Source organism: Enterobacter cloacae complex sp. IR5422, from assembly GCF_049238165.1.
In the GTDB taxonomy this organism is placed as follows: Bacteria; Pseudomonadota; Gammaproteobacteria; order Enterobacterales; family Enterobacteriaceae; genus Enterobacter; species Enterobacter roggenkampii.
Genome location: NZ_JBMKHT010000005.1, coordinates 125,078 through 149,100, shown reverse-complemented (window position 1 = coordinate 149,100; position 24,023 = coordinate 125,078). Strand labels below are relative to the sequence as shown.

The 24,023-nt window shown below is 56.9% G+C and carries 28 protein-coding genes; 8 read left to right on the top strand and 20 right to left on the bottom strand.

Annotated features, from left to right (window positions below):
• Positions 1-86 precede the first annotated feature (86 nt).
• Genes ACOTXT_RS04520 through ACOTXT_RS04460 form a run of 13 tightly spaced genes read right to left on the bottom strand, consistent with a single transcriptional unit; the run spans position 87 to position 11,113 of the window.
• Entirely contained in the window at positions 87-845 is a 759-nt protein-coding gene (locus ACOTXT_RS04520) for a prepilin peptidase (protein WP_421625284.1), read from the bottom strand.
• Positions 842-1,327, bottom strand: a complete 486-nt coding sequence (gspM, locus tag ACOTXT_RS04515) for a type II secretion system protein GspM (protein ID WP_021240906.1) — start codon at positions 1,325-1,327, stop codon at positions 842-844. Before gspM ends, ACOTXT_RS04520 begins: the two co-directional genes overlap by 4 nt.
• Complete coding sequence (gspL, locus tag ACOTXT_RS04510) at positions 1,324-2,466, bottom strand: type II secretion system protein GspL (RefSeq protein WP_333163712.1); 1,143 nt, start codon at positions 2,464-2,466, stop codon at positions 1,324-1,326. The genes gspM and gspL overlap by 4 nt, the downstream gene beginning before the upstream one ends.
• 15 nt (positions 2,467-2,481) lie before the next feature.
• The gene (gene gspK, locus ACOTXT_RS04505) at positions 2,482-3,492 is read right to left on the bottom strand and encodes a type II secretion system minor pseudopilin GspK (protein WP_021240908.1); all 1,011 of its coding nucleotides are present in this window, start codon (positions 3,490-3,492) and stop codon (positions 2,482-2,484) included.
• A complete protein-coding gene (gspJ, locus tag ACOTXT_RS04500; RefSeq protein WP_333163709.1) occupies positions 3,489-4,118 on the bottom strand; it encodes a type II secretion system minor pseudopilin GspJ in 630 nt (209 codons plus the stop codon). Before gspJ ends, gspK begins: the two co-directional genes overlap by 4 nt.
• On the bottom strand, positions 4,115-4,498 hold the full coding sequence (gspI, locus tag ACOTXT_RS04495; RefSeq protein WP_023292909.1) for a type II secretion system minor pseudopilin GspI: 384 nt from the start codon (positions 4,496-4,498) through the stop codon (positions 4,115-4,117). Before gspI ends, gspJ begins: the two co-directional genes overlap by 4 nt.
• Entirely contained in the window at positions 4,491-4,976 is a 486-nt protein-coding gene (gene gspH / locus ACOTXT_RS04490) for a type II secretion system minor pseudopilin GspH (RefSeq protein WP_008500017.1), read from the bottom strand. The genes gspI and gspH overlap by 8 nt, the downstream gene beginning before the upstream one ends.
• Complete coding sequence (gene gspG, locus ACOTXT_RS04485) at positions 4,976-5,425, bottom strand: type II secretion system major pseudopilin GspG (protein WP_008500018.1); 450 nt, start codon at positions 5,423-5,425, stop codon at positions 4,976-4,978. Before gspG ends, gspH begins: the two co-directional genes overlap by 1 nt.
• A 3-nt stretch (positions 5,426-5,428) precedes the next feature.
• Positions 5,429-6,637, bottom strand: coding sequence for a type II secretion system inner membrane protein GspF (gene gspF / locus ACOTXT_RS04480; RefSeq protein WP_023343664.1), 1,209 nt, complete (start codon positions 6,635-6,637; stop codon positions 5,429-5,431).
• The gene (gene gspE / locus ACOTXT_RS04475) at positions 6,637-8,115 is read right to left on the bottom strand and encodes a type II secretion system ATPase GspE (protein WP_022647587.1); all 1,479 of its coding nucleotides are present in this window, start codon (positions 8,113-8,115) and stop codon (positions 6,637-6,639) included. The genes gspF and gspE overlap by 1 nt, the downstream gene beginning before the upstream one ends.
• A 14-nt stretch (positions 8,116-8,129) precedes the next feature.
• Positions 8,130-10,052 carry a type II secretion system secretin GspD gene (gene gspD, locus ACOTXT_RS04470; RefSeq protein ID WP_023343662.1) on the bottom strand — a complete coding sequence of 641 codons (1,923 nt, stop codon included), beginning with the start codon at positions 10,050-10,052 and terminating at the stop codon, positions 8,130-8,132.
• Positions 10,053-10,065: 13 nt separating this feature from the next.
• Positions 10,066-10,797 (bottom strand): type II secretion system protein GspC, encoded by a 732-nt coding sequence (gspC, locus tag ACOTXT_RS04465; RefSeq protein ID WP_126287663.1) that lies wholly within the window; start codon positions 10,795-10,797, stop codon positions 10,066-10,068.
• Positions 10,748-11,113, bottom strand: a complete 366-nt coding sequence (locus tag ACOTXT_RS04460; RefSeq protein ID WP_126287664.1) for a hypothetical protein — start codon at positions 11,111-11,113, stop codon at positions 10,748-10,750. Before ACOTXT_RS04460 ends, gspC begins: the two co-directional genes overlap by 50 nt.
• Between ACOTXT_RS04460 and ACOTXT_RS04455 the strand changes: the two genes are divergently transcribed.
• Together ACOTXT_RS04455 and ACOTXT_RS04450 are read left to right on the top strand one after the other, a co-directional pair.
• The gene (locus ACOTXT_RS04455; RefSeq protein WP_333163704.1) at positions 11,099-12,664 is read left to right on the top strand and encodes a peptidoglycan-binding protein; all 1,566 of its coding nucleotides are present in this window, start codon (positions 11,099-11,101) and stop codon (positions 12,662-12,664) included. The two genes, ACOTXT_RS04460 and ACOTXT_RS04455, sit on opposite strands and share 15 nt — an antisense overlap.
• A complete protein-coding gene (locus tag ACOTXT_RS04450; protein ID WP_021240917.1) occupies positions 12,664-13,296 on the top strand; it encodes a hypothetical protein in 633 nt (210 codons plus the stop codon). Before ACOTXT_RS04455 ends, ACOTXT_RS04450 begins: the two co-directional genes overlap by 1 nt.
• Here ACOTXT_RS04450 and ACOTXT_RS04445 read toward each other — a convergent pair whose 3' ends face one another.
• The 3 genes from ACOTXT_RS04445 to ACOTXT_RS04435 form a co-directional block, all read right to left on the bottom strand.
• Positions 13,297-13,920, bottom strand: coding sequence for a helix-turn-helix domain-containing protein (locus ACOTXT_RS04445; protein WP_023292914.1), 624 nt, complete (start codon positions 13,918-13,920; stop codon positions 13,297-13,299).
• Positions 13,921-14,195: 275 nt separating this feature from the next.
• Positions 14,196-15,026 (bottom strand): N-acetylmuramoyl-L-alanine amidase, encoded by an 831-nt coding sequence (locus ACOTXT_RS04440; protein WP_025912908.1) that lies wholly within the window; start codon positions 15,024-15,026, stop codon positions 14,196-14,198.
• Entirely contained in the window at positions 15,023-15,346 is a 324-nt protein-coding gene (locus ACOTXT_RS04435) for a heavy metal-binding domain-containing protein (RefSeq protein ID WP_008500028.1), read from the bottom strand. The genes ACOTXT_RS04440 and ACOTXT_RS04435 overlap by 4 nt, the downstream gene beginning before the upstream one ends.
• A gap of 97 nt (positions 15,347-15,443) precedes the next feature.
• Between ACOTXT_RS04435 and ACOTXT_RS04430 the strand changes: the two genes are divergently transcribed.
• The 6 genes from ACOTXT_RS04430 to artJ all read left to right on the top strand — a co-directional run bounded on the left by ACOTXT_RS04430 (position 15,444) and on the right by artJ (position 19,965).
• Complete coding sequence (locus tag ACOTXT_RS04430; protein ID WP_023326990.1) at positions 15,444-15,962, top strand: lipoprotein; 519 nt, start codon at positions 15,444-15,446, stop codon at positions 15,960-15,962.
• Between the two features lie 226 nt (positions 15,963-16,188).
• Complete coding sequence (artP, locus tag ACOTXT_RS04425) at positions 16,189-16,917, top strand: arginine ABC transporter ATP-binding protein ArtP (RefSeq protein ID WP_008500030.1); 729 nt, start codon at positions 16,189-16,191, stop codon at positions 16,915-16,917.
• 19 nt (positions 16,918-16,936) lie between these two features.
• On the top strand, positions 16,937-17,668 hold the full coding sequence (gene artI, locus ACOTXT_RS04420; RefSeq protein ID WP_008500032.1) for an arginine ABC transporter substrate-binding protein ArtI: 732 nt from the start codon (positions 16,937-16,939) through the stop codon (positions 17,666-17,668).
• Positions 17,669-17,674: 6 nt separating this feature from the next.
• The gene (gene artQ, locus ACOTXT_RS04415; RefSeq protein WP_008500033.1) at positions 17,675-18,391 is read left to right on the top strand and encodes an arginine ABC transporter permease ArtQ; all 717 of its coding nucleotides are present in this window, start codon (positions 17,675-17,677) and stop codon (positions 18,389-18,391) included.
• Positions 18,391-19,059, top strand: coding sequence for an arginine ABC transporter permease ArtM (gene artM / locus ACOTXT_RS04410; RefSeq protein ID WP_333163700.1), 669 nt, complete (start codon positions 18,391-18,393; stop codon positions 19,057-19,059). Before artQ ends, artM begins: the two co-directional genes overlap by 1 nt.
• Positions 19,060-19,233: 174 nt before the next feature.
• Positions 19,234-19,965 carry an arginine ABC transporter substrate-binding protein ArtJ gene (gene artJ, locus ACOTXT_RS04405; RefSeq protein WP_015571008.1) on the top strand — a complete coding sequence of 244 codons (732 nt, stop codon included), beginning with the start codon at positions 19,234-19,236 and terminating at the stop codon, positions 19,963-19,965.
• An 86-nt stretch (positions 19,966-20,051) separates the two neighbouring features.
• Here artJ and ACOTXT_RS04400 read toward each other — a convergent pair whose 3' ends face one another.
• The 4 genes from ACOTXT_RS04400 to ACOTXT_RS04385 form a co-directional block, all read right to left on the bottom strand.
• A complete protein-coding gene (locus ACOTXT_RS04400; protein ID WP_333163698.1) occupies positions 20,052-21,521 on the bottom strand; it encodes a sensor histidine kinase in 1,470 nt (489 codons plus the stop codon).
• Positions 21,505-22,212 carry a response regulator transcription factor gene (locus tag ACOTXT_RS04395; RefSeq protein ID WP_021240925.1) on the bottom strand — a complete coding sequence of 236 codons (708 nt, stop codon included), beginning with the start codon at positions 22,210-22,212 and terminating at the stop codon, positions 21,505-21,507. Before ACOTXT_RS04395 ends, ACOTXT_RS04400 begins: the two co-directional genes overlap by 17 nt.
• A 112-nt stretch (positions 22,213-22,324) precedes the next feature.
• A complete protein-coding gene (rlmC, locus tag ACOTXT_RS04390) occupies positions 22,325-23,464 on the bottom strand; it encodes a 23S rRNA (uracil(747)-C(5))-methyltransferase RlmC (RefSeq protein WP_333163695.1) in 1,140 nt (379 codons plus the stop codon).
• Positions 23,465-23,504: 40 nt separating this feature from the next.
• Positions 23,505-23,978 carry a YbjO family protein gene (locus tag ACOTXT_RS04385; RefSeq protein WP_047073438.1) on the bottom strand — a complete coding sequence of 158 codons (474 nt, stop codon included), beginning with the start codon at positions 23,976-23,978 and terminating at the stop codon, positions 23,505-23,507.
• Positions 23,979-24,023: the final 45 nt, after the last annotated feature.

Genomic DNA, 24,023 nt, shown 5'->3' with positions numbered 1-24,023 from the left:
GGCCAAAATCAGCCACGAAGAGACGATTTTGGGCTGAAAATTGGAAAATTGAGCCACAGGACGTCGATAAAGGACGGTTTGGGGCGTCATATCGGGAGCTGCGGACCACTTAATCGCAACTTCCTTAGGTTATTTTTATTCGATTTATTTAATAGCAAATAGCCCACTATGCCACTTAATGCGGCAATTAATTCAATCGCAGGCAGTGACTGCCAGCCGCACCAGGCGCCCAGCGCCGCCAGCAGCTTGAAATCGCCGTAGCCCAGCCCTTCCCGACTAGTAAGCAGACGAAACGCCCAGTACACCAGCCAGAGCGAAAGATAGCCTGCCACCGCGCCGAGCAGCGCATCACGCAGGAGCAGCCCGTGGCTGAAGGCGTGGAACAGCAGCCCGGCCCAGAGCAGCGGCTGCGTCAGGCAGTCGGGCAGCAGCTGGTGCTGTCCGTCAATCATCGCCAGCGGCAGCAGAAAGGCCGCCAGCACCCACAGAGAGAAAAGGGATGCTAAGTCCGGTATCCACCGGGCGGTGAGGCCAAAGAACACCGCCGTCAACAGCTCGAGTAAAAATAACCGCAGCGGAATCGGCGACTTGCAGCAACGACAGCGTCCCCGCAGCGCCAGCCAGCTCAGCAGCGGGATGTTCTCCCATGCGCGCAGTGCATGCTGGCAGACGGGACAGTGTGACGCCGGGAAAAGCAGGTTGCTGCGGCTCTCCTCCTCTAGCACCATCCCCGGCACGCGATCCACCACAACGCCGAGAAAGCTCCCCAGGATCGCGCCGAACACGCCGCTCATCGCGGCAAACCCGACGGGATAACTCTCCCGGACGAGTATCAGCCCGTTCATGCCACTTTTTTCCAGGTCAGCTGGATTTCGGCCTTCACGTCGCTCAGGTGATCCACGGGCGTGAGGTTCATTTTCTCCAGCCTGACGCCTGACGCGAGGTTCATCTCCCGCAGCCAGTTTTTTAATTCATACACGTTGACCCGGTTCACGACAAAGGCCAGAGTCTGACCATCCTGACGAATATCGGTCAGCGTCAGGTTGATTTCATGCGCGCTATTCTCCACCACGCTGCGTGGATTATCGGTTTTCACCTGTAGCACCGGCAGATGATTTTTATCAATTTCTGTTTTCATCCAGTTTACCGTTTCAATTTGTCGCGCCAGCGTCGCCTGGCTATTTTTTATCATGTTATCCAGGGGAATTATCCCTGCGTAATAGATGACGGCGCTGCATAAAGCTCCCGCCGCTATTTTTAAAATGAATTTTTCTCTGGTGCTGTATTGTTGATAACGAGATGTAAACTGTGCAATTCGCGCTTTCATTTATATTTCCCTGTAATCATGGCCGTATACGGCGCGTCCTTTGAAATAGGCTGTAACGTAAAATCAAAATTCGTGCTGGCCTGATGAATGAATTCCTGTAATGCCTGCGCGTTTTGCGCACTCACGCTTAATGTCAGGGCTCCCTGCGTGTCGTCATATTCAAACAGCGTAATTTCCATCGACGGAACGGACTGACGGATCTTTTCCAGTTCGTCCATCTGCAAAAAAATGCCTTTAGGCTGCTTCTTGATGTTCTGTCCAAAATGGTACTTAAGGTTGGTCTGGTGACGCATACTCGGAAAATGGTGTTGATAAAGCTCGACCATCTCCTGCTGCACCTGATTTTCCCGATCTGCCAGCATCCACGCCAGGGTGATGCGGGGGCCGAGCAGCAGGCCCAGAGAGAGAAGCCCCATCACCGCGAGGGCGGCCTTCATCCCTTTCGCCGCCCTCGCGCTGGTCGCTTTCGCGCTGAACGCACCGTGCAGCACGTTGACGCGGCACGCCCGCCACTGCGGCTGGATCAGCACCAGCGGATGTTCTGCCGCCAGCTGTTCGTCAACCCCAATGCCTGGCGGGATGTCCCCGTAGCAGCGGACCTCGCCCTCTCCGGCTTTTTGCATCAGCAGCGGCAACAGGCCAACCTCAACGTTACAGGCGATATGCGGCGACAAGCGCAACCAGTAGTTCTCTTCCCGCGCAACCAGCGTGCTTCCACCCGCCGTGACCGGCAGCAACCAGGCGTCAGGCAGAACCTGAATGACCTTCAGGCCCGCCTCGTGAAAGCGGGTCAGCCACTGCTGCAGGCGGGCGGAATCTATCGCCACGGCGTCCACCTCGGCGCCTTTTTTGTTCAGCACCGTCCAGTGGAGATCGTCCACCTCACCAATCAGAGTCTCCTCCGCCATCCACGAGAAGGCGGTCGCCTGCGACGCCATTTTCTTCGGCAGCGTAAAGTGGCGGAAGATCATCTCACTGGCGGGCAGCAGCAGACACACGCGCGCAGCCAGAGGATGGTCGGCAAGGGTATGCAGCGCCTGCGGGGGGGCCAGGGTTGTAACCTGTTCGCTTCCCGACTCACACCACATGATTTTCCCGTCCTCACGGCTGTCGGGACGAACAAAAAGGACCTGTTTCATAGCGTTCTACTTTTCTTATTCAATCATTCGGTAACGACGTTGCCACGTCACAATTTCACCGGCTTCGTTATTCACCTGAAGCTGGCTCACCACGCGAAGCGTTAACTCATCGGTATTGCCGGTGTAGTTGACGCGAAAATACCGGCTGTTGATGGAGAGCAGCCCGGCCACCTGCGGCAACTCTTCCTTCAACTGCGGGAAGGCCTGTTCCAGCGCTTTGCTGAAGACGTCCATACTTTCCCAGCCGGTTTCCGGCCGCGACTCAATCAGGCGTACGGCATCGTCCGCGGTGAGTTTTCCCGGGAACAGGGCTGCCAGTAAGGGCGCCTGCTCCGGCGTCAGAGTATTGACATCCACCTTGCTGGCCGAGTCCGGCAGCGCGCATAACAGCTTGCTCACTTTCGGGTACGCTGCCGCAGGAAACGCCGGCAGCAGCTTGATCTCGGCAAGGGTGCGCATCATCTGATTCGCAGGCTGACGCGCCGGCACTACGCCAGACCAGGCGTCCATCTCCGCGCCCTCTTTCACCGTCGTGGCGTCGCCGTCGAGATAATCCACCAGTTGCTGATAAATTTCTTCCGCCGCCGTCTGGCTGATGCCGCCGTCCGTCAGGATCTGCTCGACAATCTTCTCTTTTCGCGGTTTTTCCGGCACGGTTGACGCATTTTGATCCTGAGCCACTTTGTCTGCGGCCAGCAGGTTATTGACATTGAAGCAGTCCTGCGCGTCGTCGACCTGGCTGACCACCGTATAGTCTTCACCCTGCGTCTCCAGCGGCTGGTGCCAGTCGCCCGCCGGGTCGAGCGGTTTGCTCTCGCCGCTGGCGTCGTTCTGCAACCGGTCTTTCACCACTTTTTCCTGCGCCTGCATTGCCCAGCGCAGCTGCTGCTGGCTCACCTGATAGTGGGTTTTCTGCAAATTACGGCAGAACTGCTGGCTGATTTTGGCCGCCAGGGCCGACATCATGACCAGCAGGATCAGCACAACCAGCAGGGCAACACCGCGTTGCTGATGGACCCGGCTCATGGCTTCACGTCCGGCGCAGGCGCATTTTGCGGGGCAGGCGCGTTTTCTGCCGCCGGTGCCGCCGCTTCTGGTATCTCTCCCGGCGTGGTAAACACCCAGCGCCAGGTGTCGCCATTTTCCATGGTCAGCGTAAGCTCCACGCCGTCTGGCAGATGGGCAGAGTCACCCCAGCTTTTTTGCCAGCCCTGGTGATAAAACCGCCATTGCATCGCTTTCACCTCGCTGACGATAGGCACTTCATCGGGTTTGACGTCCGCCGGCCTGTCAATCACCGGCCAGACGTCGCGATACAGACGCCCTTCTTCCAGCCGCCAGCGCACGCGCTCCAGCTGGACCGTGCCACTCACGCCGTTCAGCGTGGTAAATTCCACGGCATCGCCATTCTGTAAAAACAGATCCGGCGCGTTGCGCGGCGCCCGCGCCTGCAGCTGGAAAAAATCGCGCTCCATCAGGCTCCAGGCACGCTGAAGCTGATTAAGCTTCGCCGCGCGGGTATCGGTTGCCGAACTGGTGCGCATCGCGCCGTCGAGAATTTGCCAGGCCAGGGTGCTGATGACCGCAAAAATGGTCAGCGCAATCATGATCTCCAGCAGGGTAAAACCGCGCTGGCGTCGGCTCGTCTTCACTTGCTCTCTTCTCCCGGCCCAATGATCTGAAGCGAAATGACCGGCTGGCTTTTATCGCCTTCGGCGTAAACGCGGATGGCATTGGCCCAACCGCTATTGGCGGTTTTCACCCGCTGCTTATGCCAGTACCAGCTGCGCCCCCCCATGATTTCCGTCCCCTGCTCCTCGGCATCGGGAAAATCGGTTTTGCTGAGCTGGGCTTCAGCCAGCTGATTTTCTGCAACCCAGCTGGCCTGCAGCGTTTCGGCCAGCCCATGGGTGAAGCGCACGTTCAGGGAGACGGAATTCATCAGCGCCAGCGCGGCGGTGGAGAAAATGACCAGCGCCACCATCACCTCCAGGAGCGTCATCCCGTTCTGCTTAACCTTGCCTTTAGTCATCGTTCTCTACCGAAACCGGGGCCGCGCCCTGCGACACCACGCGGAAGTGATGCTGTTTGTCGTAACTTTGCAGCGTCAGCGTAAAACGCCCAATCTCACCGTCCGGCAGAAAGAGGATCTGGGGGTCGGCCTCGACGTTAGCCGCCAGACGCTGAGGCGAGAGCGACACGTGCATCTCTTCCGGGAAATCGCCTTTCGTGGTAATACGGCCGGCGGATAACGGCACCCAGTGACGTTCGCCGTTTTTATCGTCGAGCGTGACCAGCTGATATTTATCGGTCGCGATCACCAGCCCGACAATATTTCCGTCCATGACCGCGCGGTCTGAACCATAATCAACGAGGGCTTTTAATTGCTGACCAAATATATCCGCACCGCTGCGTGAGGGTATTGTTGAGACAACCATCATGGCGCAACTGGCAAATATCACCAGCGCCAGAATAATTTCCAGCAACGTAAAGCCGCGTTGATTCTTCATTATTTCTCTTTCTTATCCAGAGACCAGTTCGTAATATCGTCCGCGGTGTTGGCTTCGCCATCAGGACCGGCAGAGAAGACGTCTACGGCGCCGTGTTCACCCGGGCTGACGAGCAGATAATCGTTGCCCCACGGATCCTGCGGCAGGCGGCGAATATAGCCGTCGGCGCGGTAGCCGTTGGGGATCGGCGCGATCTCAGGCTTGGTCACCAGCGCCTGCAGACCCTGCTCGGTCGTTGGGTAGCGGTGGTTATCGAGCTTATACATATCCAGCGAGCCTTCGAGCGCAACAATATCGCTGGTCGCCTTTTGCGCGTCCGCTTTTTCTTTATTACCCATTAAATTGGGCACCACCATACTCGCTAAAACGCCGAGAATAACGATCACCACCATTAATTCGAGCAAGGTGAACCCCGCCTGGCGAGCCAGACGTTTTGTTTTTATAGCCATGATTTAACCTACCATATTATTAAGTTGCAGAAGCGGCTGTAATATTGACAGCACGATGAATAAAACAATCGTCGCCATGGAGACCACCAGCGCCGGTTCAAATACCGAGAGCGTTAACGTAATACGATGCTGTAGCGCCGACTCCTGGTTTTCCGCCGCGCGGTCCATTAAGTTGCCTAACTCGCCGCTCTCTTCGCCGGAGGCAATCATGTACAGCATGGTGGGCGGGAATAATTTCGCCTGCTCCAGCGCGGCATAGAGCGAGGCCCCCTGACGCACGGTATCCGCCGCCTGCTCCAGCACCTGCCGGGCGTAGAGGTTTTCGATACCGTCCATCGCGATATACATCCCTTCAAGCAGCGGCACGCTGCTCGCCTGCAGGATGCTGAGCGTGCGGATATAGCGAGCGCTGTTGATCGCGCACACCAGCTTTTTAATCGGCGAGCCGTTCACCAGCCAGCTGTGCCAGCGAAAACGGTTTTTGGCGTTTCTGAGCCAGGTCTTAAAACCAACAAACCCGCCGCCGAGGATCCCCACGATGTAGATCCCGTACGCCTGCAGGAAATCGCTCACCGCAATCAGCGTGCGGGTGGTGATCGGCAGCTGCTGCTTCATGTGGGTGAACTGCTCGATCACCTGCGGCACCACCGCCACCAGCAGAATGCTGATGACCGCGATGGCGACCACGGTGAGGGTAATCGGGTAGACCATCGCCTGCGTCAGCTTGCTCTTCATCTTCTGGCGCTGCTCGTTGTACTCCGCCAGCTTCTCCAGCACGTCGCCCAGGTGGCCGGTTTTTTCACCGGCCATCACCAGCGTGCAGTAGAGCTTGTCAAAGGTGCGCGGGAACTGGCTGAAGGCGTCGAACAGGGTGTGACCTTCCACCACCTTCTCGCGGATCTCAACCACCATTGCCGCCAGCTTTTTGTCTTCCGTTTGCTTCGAGATCGCCTTCAGCGCGCTCTCGAGCGGCAGTGCGGCGTTGACCAGCGTGGAGAGCTGACGGGTAAACATCGACAGCACCGGCGTGGAGAGCCTGGCTCCGGTTTTTGCTTTTCCGGCAGACGCCGCTTCACGGGTTTCGCTGATGCTGACGGGCATCAGCTTTTGCTCGCGCAACATCTGGCGAACCTGCTTTTGCCCCTCGGCCTGCAGCGTGCCGCGCTGGGTTTTGCCTGCGACATCCGTCGCCGTCCAGGCGTAGAAGGCCATTACGCATCCCCCCCGCGCTCGGCGGTCACACGCATCACCTCTTCCAGCGAGGTGACGCCGCTAATCACCTTCAGCAGCCCGTTTTCGCGCAGGCTGTAAGCCTGCTTAAAGAGCTGCGTCTCGATGGACATTTCGTCTTTATCTTCATGAATGGCGCGGCGCATGGCGCTGTCCACCACCAGGAACTCGTGAATACCGGCACGGCCCTGATAGCCGCTCTGGCGGCAGTGTTCACAGCCCACCGCGCGGTAAATGGCTTTTGGCGGCGCCTCCATAAAGCTGAACAGCGCTTTTTCATTGGCATCCAGCGGACTGGTGGTCCGGCAGTGCGTACACAGCCGACGCACCAGACGCTGGGCAATGACACCGAGCAACGATGAACCGATTAAAAAGGACTCCAGCCCCATGTCCCGCAGACGCGTAATCGCCCCGGCGGCGCTGTTGGTGTGCAGCGTAGACATGACCAGGTGACCGGTGAGCGACGCCTGTACCGCAATTTGCGCGGTTTCACCGTCACGAATTTCCCCGATCATCACCACGTCCGGGTCCTGACGCAGAATAGCGCGCAGCCCGCGGGCAAAGGTCATGTCCACGCGCGGGTTAACCTGCGTCTGCCCCACCCCTTCCAGCTCATATTCGATCGGGTCTTCCACGGTCAGGATGTTGCGTTCGTGACCGTTCAGCGCCGAAAGAATGGCGTACAGGGTGGTACTTTTACCGGAGCCTGTCGGCCCGGTGACCAGGATAATGCCGTGCGGGCGGTCAATCAGCCCTTTTAACTTCTCCAGCTCTTCATCAATCAGGCCCAGCTTGTTGATGTCGGGCTTGAGATTGCTTTTATCGAGCAGGCGCATGACCACGCGCTCGCCGTACTGGGACGGAATGGTCGAGACGCGCACGTCGATCGCCTTGCGGCCAATGCGCAGTGAGATACGGCCATCCTGCGGCAGACGTTTTTCGGCAATGTCGAGTTTCGACATCACCTTGATACGCGACACCAGCAGCGGGGCGAGCTTACGCGCCGGTTGCAGCACCGGGCGCAGCACGCCGTCAACGCGGAAGCGAATGCTCAGCGTGCGCTCAAAGGTTTCGATATGGATATCCGACGCGCCGTCCTTAACCGCCTCGCCGAGAATGGCGTTGATCAGGCGGATCACCGGCGAGTTTTCGTCGTTATCAAGCAGATCTTCGTTATCCGGGATCTCCTCGGTTAACGCCATCAGGTCGATATCCGCATCCATGTCGTCCACCAGCTGCTGTGAAACGCCGCTGCTCTGCTGCCAGATTTTGGCCAGCATCTCGTCAAACGCTTCCGGCGTCACAGTAACCGGGACGAACGCGCGGCCCAACACCCGGCGCACTTCCAGCAGTGCTAACGCCGGGGTGTCCTCACGGATATAGACGTCATTGTTGTAAAGCAGAACGCCGTTATCTTTTGCGTAGCTGCTGCTACACAGTGTTTTACTCAGTTCGTCCACGTTGCCCCTCCGCCTTACTCTTTAAACGGATTGCGTGTCGCGCGGGTTTTCACCGGTGCGGCGTGAGGGCTTGCTGAAGGAAACGCGGGCAGGACGGCATTGTCGCTCGGCTCAACAATACCGAGCTTTTTCTCTTCCACGCGCTGCATCTGGCGCACCCGGATCTGGTCATATTTCTCTTTCGAGGCCGCGCTGTAGTTGTCGTCGTCACGCAGAACGGTGGTATGAATGAACACCATCAGGTTGCGCTTGGAGGTATCCTGGGAGGTGTAGCGGAACAGCTGACCGACCAGCGGGATATCGCCGAGCAGCGGCACTTTGGACACGGACTGTTTGGTCACATTTTCCATCAGACCGCCAAGCACCACCGTCTGGCCACTGTGGACCATCACTTCGTTATTGATCGTGCGCGTATTGAAGGTTGGGCCGAGGCTGGAGTCTTCCGTCGCGCTGTTGTCGACGCTGGAGACTTCCTGCTCAATCTTCAGATGGATCATGTCGCCATCGTTAATCTGCGGCACAATTTTCAGCTTGGTACCGACCGTCTTACGCTCAACGGAGTTAAAGACGTTGTCGCCGCTGGTGGTTTGCGAACCGGAAAGTACCGGCACATCCTGGCCCACGTTGAACGACGCTTCTTTGTTATCCAGCGTGACCACGCTTGGCGTGGAGAGGATGTCATTTTTGCCGTCGGTGGAAAGCGCAGTCACCAGCGCACCAAAATCACCGTTAAAGAAGCCGGTCGCCAGGCCAGTGAAGCTCGCCCCTTTCATAGTGCCATTTTTAATCTGGCTGATTGGCAGGCCGGTGGAGCCGAACTGCACGCCGCCGTGCTTGCTGGTCCACTGCACGCCGAGATCCAGGCCGTTCCCGTCCTGCACTTCCGCGATGATGGCTTCCACCAGCACCTGCGGACGACGGATGTCGAGCTTGTCGATCACCTTCTCAAGGGAGTTCATCACGTTAGGCTGGGCGGTAATCACCAGCGAGTTGGTTGCTTCGTCGGCGGTAATGTTCAGATCGCTGGACGCTGGCGCGGTTTTCGACTTCGGCGCGCCGGCCTTGTCCTTCAGCTGCTCGCCGATGCCGGTGAGTACCGGCACCACCTTGGTGGCGCTGGCATACTTGAGATAGAAGACGCGGGTATTCCCCTCGTTGTTCTGCTCGCGATCCAGCTGATGGATCAGGGAGCGGGTCCGCGCGCGCGCATCTTCCGAACCGCTGATCACCAGGCTGTTGGTTTCGTCATCGGCCACCACTTTGGTCGCCAGCTGCGGCGCGTTCTGCCCTTTCTGCTCTTCGTTGTTGAGGTTATTCAACATCTCCGAGAGCTCTTTGGCGGACGCAAAGCGCAGCGGCACGATTTCACGACGCTGAATACCGTCTTTGTCCACGCGCTGGACCAGATCCACCAGGCGGTTCACCACCGAAGCTTTACCGGTTAGCAGCAGGACGTTGGACGGCTCAAAGTGGACCACGTTACCGATGCCGGTGGCATCGTTGAGCTGACGCAGCAGCGGCGCCAGCTCGCGAACAGGCACGTTTTCCATGCGCACGACGCGGGTGATGATCTCGTCGCCTTTGCCCGGATTTTTACCGTCGGCCAGCGGCGCACCGGCGGTGCGGGCAATGCTTGAGCGCACCACTTTGACCATGCCGTTATCCATCGGGATCACCGACAGGCCGTACAGGTCCAGCACGCTCAGGAAAAACTGGTAATATTCGTCTTCCGTCAACACGTTATAGGTTCTGACCGACACCGTGCCCTGAACGGACGGGTCGACCAGAATGGTTTTGTTCAGATTGCGGCCTACCGTATCAATAAATTCGCGGATATCGGTGTTTTTAAAGCTGGCGCTAAAGTTAGCTGCGAGCAGCGAACTGGAATATAACGACAATGCGGTCAGCGCCACGCACGCCCAAGGAAATTTCTTCATGTCTGTACACTTGTTAATTGTTTAGAACATTGACCCGAATATTTTCAAGGTGAGCGTGACGTCTGACGACGACCTCCGCTTCTTTCATTTTCGACCAGTTGGCAATAATATCTTTTGCCTTTTTTGCATCGGTCATATCGACAGAATTGACTTTTACCGCCACATCACCTTTTTCCAGACCGGCATGACTGTAGAAGTCAGAGGCATTCCTTGGATTAATGTTGTACCCTTCCAGTTGGCCCTTTTCGATAAGTGGCTTTAACACCAGATAATCATCCAGATGCACGCTTTCAGCACCAGCATCTTTCGTCGATTGGGTTATCGGGCCGCTGTCAACGCCGCCCTTAAAATAGTCAGGTTTATTTAACGCCAGTACCTGCGTAGCACCTTCGTAATTAACCACCACATTGTCTTTGTTTATTTCCTGAATAAAGGCATCGTTAAAACCGGTCAGCGCTTCGCCTTCGCGATAGCTCTTTTGACCACCCGGCGTTTTGATCACGGCGAAGGACAACCAGGCATCGTCGCTGCGGACGATCCCCTCAATTTCGGCAGCGAGCGGGGCTTTTCCGGCTGCTGGCAGGTTGTCCTGACGCACGGCGGCGGTGAAAAGTGAAAATGTCTTTTCTTCCTGACGTTTTTTTTGCGGTTTCGCCGCTGCGTTCGCGAGTTTATTCGTCACTTTTTTATAATCTTTAAAAATGACGTAGCCTTGCTGACCGCAAAAAATCAGCAATACAAACATAATACAGGGCGTTATCCACCGTGAAAAAAGTGAGAGCCTCATTATTCATCTGGCCTTTAGCAAAGCGGAAATAAGCAGCGTCATGCTGCGCCAATATGTGACATAAATAGTAATTAGCGGCCTGACAATCGACCACCTGCTTCGCCGTTAACTTTGATAAAGAAAAAGATTGACCGTCAAAAAAACCAGTGTTAGAGGAAGCCGACAGGTTATTTTTACCCTGCCCGTAAATTGACCATGACGCACCCTTGCCGTACTTTTCTGGACCATTGCTATTCATGCCCAGAGACGGTAAGTCGTTATGTATCAGAGTCATTTTAAATTTAATCACCCGCCTTTTCGAAAAATTACCCGCGCCTCGGGCGATTTCTTCGTGCCGTATCACCAGGATATTTTCAACCTGCTGAAAGAGAAAACCCAACAGGCGGGGATTATTGGGCTCTTTGCAGACGATGCCCCGCTGCTGGGCCAGTTCAGCGACGCCCTGAAATCCGCAACCCCTGACGTTATTGCCATCAACGCGTTTCCAAAACTGAGTGCCAGTAGCCTGCTGTATAAACTCAACCCGGGAACGAAAGAGAGCAAAAACCGGCTTCAGGCGGTGGATGCCATCCTGCACCAGTGGCAGGGGGGGAAAAGCAGGACGAAAGTGCTGGTGATTAGCCATACCGATGCCATGAAAGAGACCTGTCGGGAGGTGCTGGCTCTGCTGCTGACGCGCGCGCAGGAGCTGGAGTTTCGTCTGTCCGTCGTATTGATGGGTGCAGCGGATCGGGAAGCCGTTCTGATGCAGCAGTCTGAACTGCGTGAATATGCGCATACCTGCCACACCCTGCGCCCCCTTACCTGCCGGGAGTTTCTCAGCTACGTTCAGGCGCAGTGTGAAGCGCACGGGTGTGAGCACTCGCCGTTGACCCCGGCGCGCGTGCGTAAAATGCATGCGCTGACCAAAGGGAATATCAGCAAGCTGAACGAGCTGGCGCACCTGTCGATGCTCGCCGCCTGGACCGAACGTGCAGAACAGGTTAGCCCGCGTCATCTGCGCCTGGCGGCCGGTGAGATCCTGCCTGCGAAAAAACACGGTATGCGCCTGGCTACCGTGGGCCTGTTCGCCTCCGTGCTGTTCGCTGCCTGCGGCTGGTATTTTACCTCCTCGATCGGAGCAAGACTTCCGATTCAACTGCCGGTGCCCGCGAGCTGGAAACAGCAGACGCCCATCGAGCAGGCGCCGGTGGTGCCGGCTATCGACAACGAGGTGGTTAATCAGCCGGATTCGATGCATCAGCTCTATCTGATGTGGGGGTATGACGCCTCGGCGGACGATGCCCTGTGCCAGAACGCCGCGAAGGTGAACCTGATGTGTAAGCAGGGAAATGCCTCACCGGACGCGCTGGCACAGGAAGGGTATCCGTGGGTGAGTGAACTGAAAACCGGCAACCACCTTAACTATGCCGTGGTCGCCCGCGTCGGGGATAACTCACTCGACCTGCTGATGAATAACCGCACCTGGCAGGTAAGCCGTCACTGGTTTAACCAGCATGCCACCGGCAATTATACCCAGCTGCACCGCCTGACGCCGGAAGGCAAAGACGCCATCAGCGCCGCCAGCGATGCGAAGGACATGGGGTGGCTGGATCAGCAGCTGAGCCAGGCCCTTGCCGAGCCGGAAACCCACGCTCAAACCTGGACGACGGAGATGATGAAACGTACCCGCGAGTTCCAGCAAAAAATGCATCTGCGCGTCGACGGTATCCCGGGTGAAGAGACGCTGATGCAGTTGATGCGCGACACTAACACCACGCCGAGCGTGCTGCTTCAGACCCCCCATGCTGCACCGGACGCGAAAACGCAGGAGAAGCATTCCTAATGTCTACCATCTGTCTTGCGGCTCAGCGCAGCTACGTTTCCGGGGAGGCGGTCTGGTTTTCGTACCGCATTCCCCGCCTGAGAAAAATCGCTTCTAACGCCTTTTTAGGAATAGTAAGCCTCTGCGTCATGCTGATGGCGGGGCTGTACGCCCACGTATACTGGCAACTGCGCCACCCTGCGCCGGAGCCGGTAAAAAAAGTGAACGTGGCGAAGCCCGAGACGCAGCTTTCCGATATGCACTACGTGTACGTGAGCAAGCCGTTCCCGCATCCGCACCCGAAACCCGTCCCGGTGCAGGCCGACGTTCCTGCCATGCAGGATCTGCCGATTAACAGCGACGACGCCGACTGGCAGCAGATGCCTGACGGCACGGTGCCGCACGATACCTCGCGGGATACCCTCCCCGGAACGGAAGCGCACGACGATGCCGTCTCCCCCCGCACGGAGGGTGACGACGCATCATTAACCGAACTGTTTAAGCAGGCGTTAAAAGAACAAGAGCAGGATTATTCGCAAGGGAAAATACCCGCACCGCCGGTTGACGAAACGCAGGATAATACTCAGGCGGGCGCATTACATAAAGAAAGTTCCCGGTCTCCATTAAGTAAAAAGGGAGACCGGCTGGAATAGTTAATATTTTTCAGGCAGGTTGGTGATATTAAGGAGTCGACCCTTTTCCACCACAATGTATTGACCTTTTTTCAGATCGGAGAGGATTTTTATAATCGTACTGCGTGCCAGGCTGGTGTATTCCTGAATATAATCATAAACATTAATATCGCGTTGATGATGTACAATCAGTTCATTAATTTCCAGCAAAAATTCGCGCACGACAGAATAGGCGCTGCGGGCAACCAGCACGTCATCGCGCTTGCTCAGGAGACAGATATACCAGGCCAGCACCTTGGTGAGTTCAGGCCACAAGCCTTTCTCGGTCATCAGTTGAGAGAAAACGCTTTTCGGAATCGAGCGCACCACGGTATTCGAGCGGACCAGGCCATACATATGGGACGAATGATAAAAAATGGAAGAGAGTCCAAAAATGCACTGCCCCTGCAGGGTGAACAAGCAGAGCTCGTCGGATTCGCGGCGGAATTCCACTTCACCGCTGACGATAATATGAATAAATTCATTATCGACGGTGGAAATTTTTTGCCATTTCTTTAACGATTTTTCTTCAAATCCTTCCGTTGCGGAAATGATTTTTTCTATTTCATGATGAGGACGTAATTTTCTGCCGTAAATGCTTAACATTGTTATACCCGAATTAAGATGTAAATTTTAGATAAAAAATGGCCACGGTGGAACCACCGAAACTATTCGTATAATCCTGATAAAAAACTTCAAGGAGAAGTGATAATAAAAATCACTATGCAGGTGTTATTTTTTATAAATACTTAGCAAGCTATACATCTATCTTAAATGAGGGTTCTTTTAAGTCAATTAACTAAAAATGAATTGAGAATGTACTTAAGATTAATCTCAAGAAAACTAAGGTAATACGGCCTGGTCAGGGGCAGCCCTGAGGACTACCCTTGCCCGTACTTCTCTAAAAGCGCCTCGGCGATGGCCAGGGTTTCTACGTCAGCCACGCCGTTCCACAGCGCGGGGCGGAAGTGCATCTGAAACGCGCTGATCACCCTCTTCTGCTGCTGTTCCGTGGCGTTGTCCGGCACCTCGTAGCCATAGCGTTTCAGCACATCAAGCAGCGCACCGCGCTCGACCTCCTGATAGCGCGGCCGCCCGTTAAGATAGAACGCCACGCGCGCGGGATCGGGCCAGGCTCCTATCCCCTGCTGCGCCAGCTGCTGCCACGGAAACAGCGGGCCGGGATCGTCTTTACGCTGCGGGGCAATGTCGGCATGGGCAACCACGTTCTGCGGCTGAATGTCATAGCGGGCAATAATGTCCCTGGCAAGCGGGATCAGCGCTGCAATCTGCGCAGGCGCAAACGGGGTAAAGGTTTTCACGCCGTCACGCGTTTGCCAGCCGCGGTTCTCGAGCTCAATCCCCACGGACGTATCATTAATCCGGTTGGTGCCGCGCCAGAAGCTAATGCCCGCATGCCAGGCCAGCTCGCTCTCGGGAACCAGCTGCCAGATGCGCGGCTTGCCGTCCGGCGCCGGGGGGCTGGCGGGGATCAAATAGTGAGAGCTAACGTTTTTATCCGTCAGCGTGGCCAGCGAGCTGTCAAAATCATCCGCGGTGTAGTGGATCACCAGCACCTTGATGCGCGGGTAAGCCGCCTGCGCCTGATGACGTGTATCCAGCTCGTAGGCACCTTTATCGATAATCCCCTTTTCCGTAACGCATCCTGCCAGCAGCAGCGCCAGCAGGAGCGTGGCAAACGCACGCCTCATCGCAGGGTTTTCACCGCCGTACCGCTTACGCTCACCATCAGCATGCTGCCGTCTTTCCCGACCGTTTCGTAGTCAATATCGATTCCCACGACCGCATCCGCGCCGAGGGCTTCCGCCTGCTCGCCGAGCTCTTTAAAGGCGATTTCGCGTGCTTTGCGCAGCTCTTTTTCGTATGCGCCAGAGCGGCCACCCACGATATCGCGGATACCGGCAAAAAAGTCACGGAAGATATTGGCGCCGAGAATCGCTTCGCCGGTGACCACGCCGCAGTACTCGGTTATTGTCTGTCCTTCCAGGGTTGGCGTTGTTGAAAACTGCATGGTTTCTCTCCTTCTTTAGCGTTCAATGCCTTAGGCACAGCATTATCGGTTCGTTACGCTATGATTGAAAGGATAGTTAATAAATAAGGAAATCAACATGCGCTATTCAGCTTTAACACTTTTAGTGCCCTGCGCGCTGGTGCTCAGCGCCTGTACCACCACGGTCACGCCAGCCTTTAAGGATATCGGTACCCGCAGCGGCCCCTGCATTGAGGGCGGCCCGGACACCGTGGCGCAGCAGTTCTATGATTACCGCATTCAGCACCGCAGCAACGACCTCACCGGCCTGCGCCCGTATCTGAGCGATGGTCTGGCAAAACTGCTTAACGATGCCACCCGCGATCCGCAGCACAACGCGCTGCTGAAATCCGACCCGTTCTCCAGCCGCACCACGCTGCCGGACAGCGCAGAAGTGGCCAGCGCGTCCACCATCCCGAACACGGATGCCCGCAATATTCCGCTGCGCGTGAAGCTGACGCAGGGCAGCCAAACCTGGCAGGACGAAGTGCTGATGATCCGTGAAGGCCAATGCTGGGCGGTGGACGACGTACGCTACGTGGGCGGCAGCGTGCATGCCCCGGCCGGCACGCTGCGCCAGTCGATTGAGAACCGCTGATTCATCAGTGATAAAAATGTTACCCCCGTAAAATGTCCGGCATTTCTCGCGGAATGCCGACATTTATACTCGCCGCCTTTGCCCTTCGCTATTTTGTGCTATGTTTAAGAGGAAATACGGGTTATATTTAACTTTTAACGCAGAAATATTGCATAACTATTCTGTCAACGGTACTATCTGCGGCCTCAATTGCTATAGATTGCCTGGATGAGTAAAGACTGCCCCGATGAGTATTAAACTAAACGGCATTAACTGCTTCTACGGCGCACACCAGGCGCTGTTTGACATCACGCTGAACTGCCCGGAAGGCGAAACGCTGGTTTTGCTTGGCCCAAGCGGTGCAGGCAAAAGTTCCCTTCTGCGCGTCCTTAATCTGCTTGAAATGCCTCGTTCAGGTACGCTGGCAATTGCCGGTAACCATTTTGATTTCGCAAAGACGCCGTCTGATAAGGCGATTCGCGAACTGCGTCAAAACGTCGGCATGGTCTTCCAGCAATACAATCTCTGGCCGCACCTGACCGTGCTGCAGAACCTGATTGAAGCCCCGTGCCGCGTGCTGGGGTTAAGCAAGGATCAGGCCATCGCGCGTGCCGAAAAGCTGCTGGAGCGTCTGCGCCTCAAGCCCTACAGCGACCGCTACCCGCTGCACCTGTCCGGTGGTCAGCAGCAGCGCGTGGCCATTGCCCGTGCGCTGATGATGGAACCTGCGGTACTGCTGTTTGATGAACCCACCGCCGCGCTGGATCCGGAAATCACCGCTCAGATCGTCAGCATTATTCGCGAGCTGGCGGAAACCAACATCACGCAGGTTATCGTTACCCACGAAGTGGAGGTGGCGCGTAAAACCGCCAGCCGTGTGGTGTACATGGAAAACGGGTATATCGTTGAGCAAGGTGATGCGAGCTGCTTCGCTAACCCGCAAACCGATGCCTTCAAAAACTATTTATCTCATTGATTGTGTCAGGGGAAATATAATGAAAAAAGTATTACTTGCCGTGCTGCTTGCTGGCGTTACCCTTTCCGCTACCGCAGCTCAGACCATTCGTTTCGCCACGGAAGCCTCTTACCCTCCGTTTGAATCCATCGATGCGAACAACAAAATTGTTGGCTTTGACGTGGACCTGGCTAACGCCCTGTGTAAAGAGATCGATGCGACCTGCACCTTCAGCAACCAGGCGTTCGACAGCCTGATCCCAAGCCTGAAGTTCCGCCGTATTGACGCCGTGATGGCCGGTATGGACATCACCCCGGAGCGTGAAAAGCAGGTGCTGTTCACCACCCCTTACTATGACAACTCTGCCCTGTTCATTGGTCAGAAAGGCAAATTCACCTCTGTCGATCAGCTGAAAGGCAAAAAAGTGGGCGTGCAGAACGGTACCACGCACCAGAAATTCATCATGGATAAGCATCCGGAAATCACCACCGTGCCGTATGACAGCTACCAGAACGCGAAGCTGGATCTGCAGAATGGCCGTATCGACGGCGTATTTGGTGATACCGCTGTCGTGACCGAGTGGCTGAAAGCCAACGACAAGCTGGCGCCAGTGGGCGACAAAGTGACCGATAAGGATTACTTCGGTACCGGTCTGGGGATTGCCGTTCGTCAGGGCAACACTGAGCTGCAGCAGAAATTCAACGCTGCGCTGGAAAAAGTGAAGAAAGACGGCACCTACGAAACCATCTACAAAAAATGGTTCCAGAAGTAATTCCTGATGAATGAAATTTTTCCTTTAGCAAGCGCCGCCGGGATGACCGTCGGCCTTGCCGTTTGCGCACTGATTATCGGCCTGGTGCTGGCGATGTTCTTTGCGGTGTGGGAATCCGCGAAATGGTTCCCCGTCGCCTGGACAGGCTCCGCGCTGGTCACCGTGCTGCGTGGGCTACCGGAAATTCTGGTGGTCCTGTTTATCTATTTCGGTTCCTCGCAGCTGCTGCTAACGCTCTCGGACGGCTTCACGATTAATCTCGGCTTTGCGCAGATCCCGGTGCAGATGCAGATTGACAACTTCGACGTCAGCCCATTCCTGTGCGGCGTCATTGCGCTCTCCCTGCTCTACTCCGCGTACGCGTCGCAAACCCTGCGCGGTGCGCTGAAGGCCGTGCCGCAGGGACAGTGGGAGTCAGGTCAGGCGTTAGGCCTGTCGAAATCCGCCATCTTCTTCCGTCTGGTGATGCCGCAGATGTGGCGTCATGCCCTGCCGGGCCTCGGCAACCAGTGGCTGGTGCTGCTGAAAGATACCGCGCTGGTGAGCCTGATCAGCGTTAACGATTTGATGCTGCAAACCAAAAGCATCGCCACCCGTACCCAGGAGCCGTTTACCTGGTACATTGTGGCGGCAGCAATCTACCTGGTGATCACGTTGCTCAGTCAGTACATCCTCAAGCGTATTGACCTGCGAGCGACGCGCTTTGAACGGAGACCAGGCTGATGCTTGAATACTTTCCCGAGCTGATGAAAGGGCTGCACACCAGCCTGACGCTGACCGTGGCGTCCATTATCGTGTCGCTGATCCTGGCCCTTATTTTCACCATCATCCTGACGCTGAAAACGCCGGTGCTGGTGTGGATTGTGCGCGGGTACATCACCCTGTTTACCGGTACGCCGCTGCTGGTGCAGATCTTCCTGATTTACTACGGCCCGGGCCAGTTCCCGTCGCTGCAGGAATATCCGGTTATCTGGCATCTGCTCTCTGAGCCATGGCTGTGTGCCCTGATTGCCCTTTCGCTGAACAGCGCGGCCTATACCACCCAGCTGTTCTTTGGTGCGATCCGCGCCATTCCGGAAGGCCAGTGGCAGTCCTGCGGGGCGCTGGGCATGAGCAAGAAGGACACGCTGGCGATCCTGCTGCCGTACGCCTTTAAGCGCGCGCTCTCCTCCTACTCCAACGAAGTGGTGCTGGTGTTCAAGAGTACCTCTCTGGCCTATACCATCACCCTGATGGAAGTGATGGGCCACGGGCAGCTGCTGTACGGGCGCACCTATGACGTGATGGTGTTCGGTGCGGCGGGCGTGGTCTATCTGGTGGTGAACGGTCTGCTGACGCTGATGATGCGCCTTATTGAGCGTAAAGCGCTGGCGTTTGAGCGCAGGAATTAACCGCGCAAGTGCATAAAACGGTATTCATGGAGCGGGTAACCTGATGGGTTATCCGCTTTTTTTTCGCGCTCAACACAATACTTAATCATTTTTATTGCATACAAATTCATTAACTGGCATTGTACATCCAGGCCGCAGACACGGCGCATCAATAAGACAGACGGGAGCATTACAATGAAAAAGTTAGTTCTGGCCGCATTACTTGCCACCTTCGCCGCTGGCGCGTCCGCTGCGGATAAAATCAATTTCGGCGTGTCCGCCACCTATCCGCCGTTTGAGTCGCTGGATGCCAGCAACCAGATCGTCGGTTTTGATATCGATCTGGCGAAAGCGCTGTGCAAACAGATGCAGGCCGACTGCACCTTTACCAACCATGCTTTTGACAGCCTGATCCCGTCGCTGAAGTTCAAAAAATACGACGCGGTGATCTCCGGGATGGACATCACGCCTGAGCGCAGCAAGCAGGTCGCGTTCACCGACCCGTACTACGCCAACTCGGCGGTGGTGATTGCGAAGAAAGGGGCATACAAATCCTTCGACGAGCTGAAAGGCAAACGCATCGGGATGGAAAACGGCACCACCCACCAGAAGTACCTGCAGGACAAACATCCGGAAGTGAAAACCGTGGCCTATGACAGCTACCAGAACGCGATTATCGACCTGAAAAATGGCCGTATCGACGGCGTCTTCGGCGATACCGCCGTGGTGAACGAGTGGCTGAAAACCAACCCGCAGCTGGGCACCGCAACGGAAAAAGTGACCGATCCGCAGTACTTCGGCACGGGCCTCGGCATCGCGGTACGTCCGGATAACAAAGCCCTGCTGGAAAAACTGAACGGCGCGCTGAAAGCGATTAAAGCGGACGGTACTTACCAGAAAATTAGCGAGCAGTGGTTCCCGCAGTAATGTCTTTTGCCGGGTGGCGGCTTCGCCTTACCCGGCCTACGGGGGGAGTTGTAGGCCGGGTAAGCGCAGCGCCACCCGGCACTCTCTCACAGCGGCACAAAGAACCTGAACCGTGCCCCTCTCGCCGACTCCATCAGCCTGATCCCGCCGCCGTGCAGCTCCAGCATCCGTTTCACAATCAGCAGCCCTAACCCGCCGCGATTCTCTCTTGACGCCTGGGTGTTGAGCGCCGACGGCCGCTGGAACAGATCGTCGCGCAGCGAGGCATCCACGCCCGTTCCACTGTCGGACACTTCGACCTGCAGCTGTTCATTCTCCTGCCACACCGCCAGACGAATTTCCCCGCCGCCTGGCGTATGGCGCATCGCGTTATCCAGCAGGTTGGTCACCACGCGTTCGATCATCGACACATCGGCGTTTATCAGCGGCAGCGGCCCCGGCACGTCAATATGCAGATTGACCTCGCGCGTGCGGGCCGTAAGCTCAAACTTCTGCGCCACGTCGGAAATCAGCTCCGCCATTGCGAACCGCTCGCGCTGGGGTTTAATACCGCCGTGTTCAAGGCGCGCCAGCTCAAACAGCTGCTGCGAAAGATGCCGGACTTTTTGCCCCTGACGCAGCGCGGTGGCGAGATACTGCTGGTGCTCCTGCGGCGTCAGGGTGGCGGATTTGAGCGACAGGGTTTCGAGATAGCCCAGCAGCGAGGTGAGCGGCGTGCGGAGATCGTGCGAAATATTGGCGATAAACTCACGACGCTGACGATCGCTGTCGGCCAGCCGATCCCACTGTTGGGTGATTTTGCGCGCCAGCTCGATAAAGCTGTTGCGCAGGATCGCCACTTCATCTTTTGCCGCCGCGTCCGGCGTCTGTCCCGCCAGCAGCCTGATGGCGCTTATGCTGTCCTGCTCCAGCCCGGCGACCTCCACCGTCAGCTGTTTGACCGGGCGCGTGACCCAGTACCAGACCAGCAGCCCTGCCAGCAGCCCAAACAGCGCGACCCACAGCAGCGACCACAGGACGGTACTCCACAGCGCCTTGTGCCAGGCCATTTCCGCCAGGGCGTTTGACTCCTCGCCCTGCAAAATAATGTACAGATAGCCTTTTAGCTCGCCGTCCTGCCGCAGCGGCGTGGCGCTAAAGACTTTTTGATTTTGACTGCGTGGATCGTCGCCCAGTACCGGCATGGCGGTGCCGCTCAGGAAGCTCTGCACCGGTGCCAGATCGATTTTTTGCCGCTGAATATGGCCCGGCGGGGCAGCGTCGGCGAGGATATCGCCGTCCGGGGAGACAACGTAGAGCTCAACGCTCGGATTAAAGGTCATCAGCCGGCCAAACAGCGGTTTCAGCGCGCTGCGGTCGACCCTGCCCTGCGCGTCCAGAATCGGTTCGCGCTGAACGATCTGCTGCGCCAGCCCGCCCGATAACCGCTGCACCATCGCATTACCGTACTGCATGCTGCTGTAGAGCTGTACCGCGCAGGCGACGGCGGCGCAGAGCATCATCAGCAGGATGAAGAGCAGCGTCAGACGCTGGCTCAGGCTAAAGCGACGCATCATGCTGCGGCTCCGCAAATTTGTAGCCCTTGCCCCAGACGGTGCGAATGATCTCCGGCTCGGCGGCGTCCTTCTCTATCTTGATGCGCAGGCGGTTGATATGGGTGTTGACGGTGTGCTCGTAGCCTTCATGCTGGTAGCCCCAGACCTGCTCCAGCAGCGCCAGACGGGAGAACACCTCGCCGGGATGACGGGCAAAGAAGTAGAGCAGCTCGAACTCGCGCGGGGTGAGATCCACCACCTGGCCGTGAAGCAGCACGCTGCGCGCCAGCGGATCGATGGTCAGCCCGTGCGCCTGAATGTGTCCGTCGGTTTGCGCCTGCCCCATCGCCTGCTGGCGACGAAACAGCGCTTTGATCCGCGCAATCAGCTCCTGCACGGAGAACGGTTTTGCCAGATAGTCATCGGCGCCGGTTTCCAGCCCGGTAATGCGGTCGGTTTCGCTGCTGCGGGCGCTGATGATGATCACCGGCAGGTAGCGCGTCATCTGACGGATGCGGCGGCAAATCTCCAGACCGTCAACGTTGGGCAGCATCAGGTCGAGGATCACCGCATCCCACGTCTGGGCGTCAAGACGCTGTAAGGCGTTGCCCCCGTCGGGCTCGTGGGTGATGGCGTAGCCTTCGTCTTCTAAATTGAGTCGCAGAAGCGCCGCGATATCGTGGTCGTCTTCTACCAGCAGGATCTGCTTCATGGGTAAGCCTATATTCATGTCTTATGACGTAAGCTTACCTGATTTCGCCGGGATGAAGAGTTCACATTTTGTTGAACATTGTGCGGGGGTCATGCCGCATGCCGGGTGGCGGCTACGCCTTGCCCGGCCTACGGGTTAACAACGTCAACACTTCATAATGCGCAGTGTGCGGGAACATATCGAAAAGCTGAACGCGTTCAACGCGATAGCCCGGCAGTTGAGCGATGTCTTTCGCCATGGTCTGCGCGTTGCAGCTGGAATAGATGATGTATTCCGGCGCCATCTGGCTCAGGTAGTCGCAGAGCGCATTCCCGATGCCGCGGCGCGGCGGGTTAACCAGCACCAGTTCCGGCACGTTGCCCTGGCCGGTGGCGAACTGCGTGGAGTCGAGCGCCTGGAAGTGCAGATTCGTTAACCCCAGCTCAGAGGCAGACTGCTTCGCGCAGGCAATCGCTTCGGCAGAGATCTCAATCCCGGTGAGCTGCATCTCCGGCGTGGCGCAGTGCAGGCCAAACCCGCCCACGCCGCAGAACAGATCCCACATATGGTGAACGTTCAACGCACGCACCCAGTCGCGGGCGGTGGCGTACAGGCTGCTTGCCACGGTCGGGTTGGTCTGGAAGAAGCTTTGCGGGCGGATCCACAGCGGCACGCCGTTGAAGCGCTCCGCCAGCGCGTGCTGGTCGGTGAAGAAAATCTCTTTCTCCCCTTCCATAATCGCCATATGCACCGGCTGAATGTTCGCCGTAATGACCTTCAGCTGCGGAAGCTGCGCCTGCAGCCAAGGCAGGGCCGCGCGCAGCTGCTCAAGCTTGGTTTCAGAGCGCAGCACGAAGCGCAGCATCATGCCGCCGTCGATCTGGCTTTCGGTCAGCAGAAGGTACTTCAGCTCGCCGCGCTTGCGGGCCACGTTATAGGGCGTTAACCCTGCCCGGGCAATAAACGGCTTGAGTGCGGCAAAGACCGGTGCAAAGGAGTCAGGATACAGCGGGCAGTCGGTTAAGTCTTCCGGCGTGCCGTCGCGGTGCAGCATCCCCAGCAGCGGTTTTTCTACGCTGCCGCTGACCACCATTTTGGCTTTGTTGCGAAAACCCTGTTCCGGGCCGCTGACGGGTGCGCACCACTCGCCCACCGCGTGTGCTGCCAGCAGCTGTTGCAGGTCGGCCATTTTGGCGGTGAGTTGTTGAGAGACCGGCTGTTCTAACCACTGACAGGAGCGGCAGCGTCCGGCGTCATAGAGTGCGCACTGCATATCAAAACCTTAAGAATCACGAGGGCTGCGATTATACACATTATTGCAGGCGGAAGAACCGCCGACTGGAGGCCGGAACGAAGAGGAGACAGAGCACCAGCATATCCGGCAGCTTTTGCATAAACAGCGCGCGCAGGATCTCACGTTTGGATTCACCGGCAATGCTGAACAGCTCCGGGTAGCCGTAGCCCAGCGAGGCGGCCCACAGATAGCTCGCCGCGGTAATCTGCGTCAGCAGATAGATCCAGCGCGCCCAGTTGCGCCCTTTGACCAGCGAAAACGCGCAGTAAATCTCGATAAACACCAGCACCAGGCTGCTCAAAAAGACCAGCGTCAGATTCCACGTCTGCACGCTGCGGTGAATGAATTCACCGATGCCGCGCACGCCCAGGGTATTCAGAATCATCAGCACGTCCAGGCAGCGGATCATAATAATGGCGAGCGCCGCCACCTGAACCAGTGCAGGTACGTTAGGACGCGCGTGCGTAATACGTGATTTTTTTAATAATCCCAATGTTTTACTTCCCTGAAAAACAGTGCCGCGTCATGCGCGGCACAT